Source organism: Micromonospora sp. WMMD736 (genome assembly GCF_049179015.1).
Classification (GTDB): Bacteria; Actinomycetota; Actinomycetes; order Mycobacteriales; family Micromonosporaceae; genus Micromonospora.
Genome location: NZ_JBMHMI010000140.1, coordinates 1 through 1892, shown reverse-complemented (window position 1 = coordinate 1892; position 1892 = coordinate 1). Strand labels below are relative to the sequence as shown.

Annotated in this window: 2 protein-coding genes; both read right to left on the bottom strand. The window is 62.2% G+C overall.

All coding sequences use genetic code 11. From position 1 onward, the window contains the following. Window positions 1–235: 235 nt before the first annotated feature. Window positions 236–538 carry a hypothetical protein gene (locus ACN269_RS34765; RefSeq protein WP_421477584.1) on the bottom strand — a complete coding sequence of 101 codons (303 nt, stop codon included), beginning with the start codon at window positions 536–538 and terminating at the stop codon, window positions 236–238. Between the two features lie 1066 nt (window positions 539–1604). Next, a partial coding sequence (locus ACN269_RS34760; RefSeq protein WP_421477582.1) for a YncE family protein occupies window positions 1605–1892 on the bottom strand: 288 nt, incomplete at its 5' end.

Below are 1892 nucleotides of genomic sequence, written 5' to 3'. Positions count from 1 at the left end.
GCACCAGGGATACTGATTTTCGGCGACGTGCTCAATCGAGCGCGTCGATTCGGCGATGCCCGCTACGGCGCTGGGGATGTGGGCGGTGGCCACGGGCGGAAAGGCCGCGACCATCCCCACTGCCAACGCGCCGCATGCGAAAGCAGCCAACTTGCTCATCACCACACCCCCGACCTCGCTCGAGGGGGCCTGTAGTACCACTCGGCCCAATACCCGCTGGCCTTCCTCCGGACCATTACGGGTTCCTCGGATGGCCCTTGGGCGCAACCCAGCAGTTCTCGCCGCCGATGCCGAACACGCGGACGTGCTCGCAGATGTGCTTGTCGCCGTTGGGCAGACAGGACTCGCGGACGGCACCGCCGTGCAGGAAGGTGCCGCCCCCGGCATTGGTGGTGGCGATACACGCCTGCGCTGGAGGTGGTCCGGCAAGAGACACGATGCCGAGGCCGATGACCGCTGCCCCAGTGGCAGCCGCGGCTCCCGCATACGCGAACGCTGTGGATGCGCCGACTACAGCCGCGTTGCGAACCTTATTCATTTCCCCACTCCCCTTACTATGGAGTAAGGACGGAGAACCGCTCCCCGTCCAGGCCTCCTGTCGGCGCTGTGCGTCGGCGGGAGACGGGTGGCCCCAGCCCCCTTAGCTCGGGGCCACCCAGCCCATGTGAGGCGAGCCGTCGAGATGTCGATTGCCGGAAGTCGCCATTGCGGCTCTCCTCGCTTGCGGTGTCGTGCCTGTGCCACAAGCCGTAAGCGCAGTAGTTCTGTAAGGACTCAAGCACCGGGGTGTACGCGCAGACACGCGTAGTCCACTACCTGTTTGGTAACTTGCCGGAAACTTCCCACCGGCGTTGCCATACATCACTGGCTGTTGACGAACGCGATCGCAGAGGTTCGCTGTGCCTATCCTTATTCGGCGACACTGCCCCCGACCCCTGGTCTGGTCTGGAATCCCCGTGTACATCCGCACTCCTGCACCCGCAGTCTAGGCCGACTCGCGGCATCATCAAACACTTTCAGAGATTGCCCATAGCAGGTGGTGCAAGATGCAAATAGTTTGCGGGAGGATTCTTTTCAGCGTTGACAAAAGCCCCTAATCAACGGGCTACTTCGACAAGTTAACCATCGGGAAAGGCGTCAAAACTCGTGTTAAAAATGCTTTCGACTATCGCGAAGGACCAACGAAAGCCGATCGGCAAAACCTGGCCGCAAAGTCCATCGTCAACCCGCCAAGAAGATTGCTGAGTCAACAACAGCACTCACGGATTCATTCGCTATGAGTTCGCCATGCGGGCGGTCGAACCAGACGACACTCGGGACTTGGGCCCGCTTCAGTTTGGTGGGTGCGGGATCGAAGGCCACCACCAACAAGTCAACTGGACAACCCGACGCTTGTTAGGTTGCCAATGCCCGGTGAAGCGTCAAACCCTGCACCTTGCTGGCGATGCCGAAAGGAATTCGCTGCGAACCATCGGTGTTACAACCGCAGCCCAGGTCCAGGACAGCACGGCGGCGAGCCGGCCGTGCTGTTCTGCTTCGCGTTCCTGCTGCTGGCCGCGTTGGGCCCCGGGCCGTGGGCGGTGAACCGAAACTAGCGGTGGCGCCTAGAGATTGATATCCCCCTCGGCGAAGGAGATCACCGACACGTTGCCGTAGCTGTCTGCGACGTAGGCCTGCGAACCGTCCGGGGCGAACACCACCTGCACTGGTTGGGAAAAGCCGCGTTGGCCGACCGGGACCGAAGTCACCTCACCCGACTCGACGTCGATCACCGCGACCGCAGCCCGCACCAGATCGGTGACGATGATTTTGCTGCCATCGGGGCTGACAGCCATGTCGGAATAGGCGCCGCCGACGCCCGGCTCAATCGTGAACGCATCGGCGACCGGAAC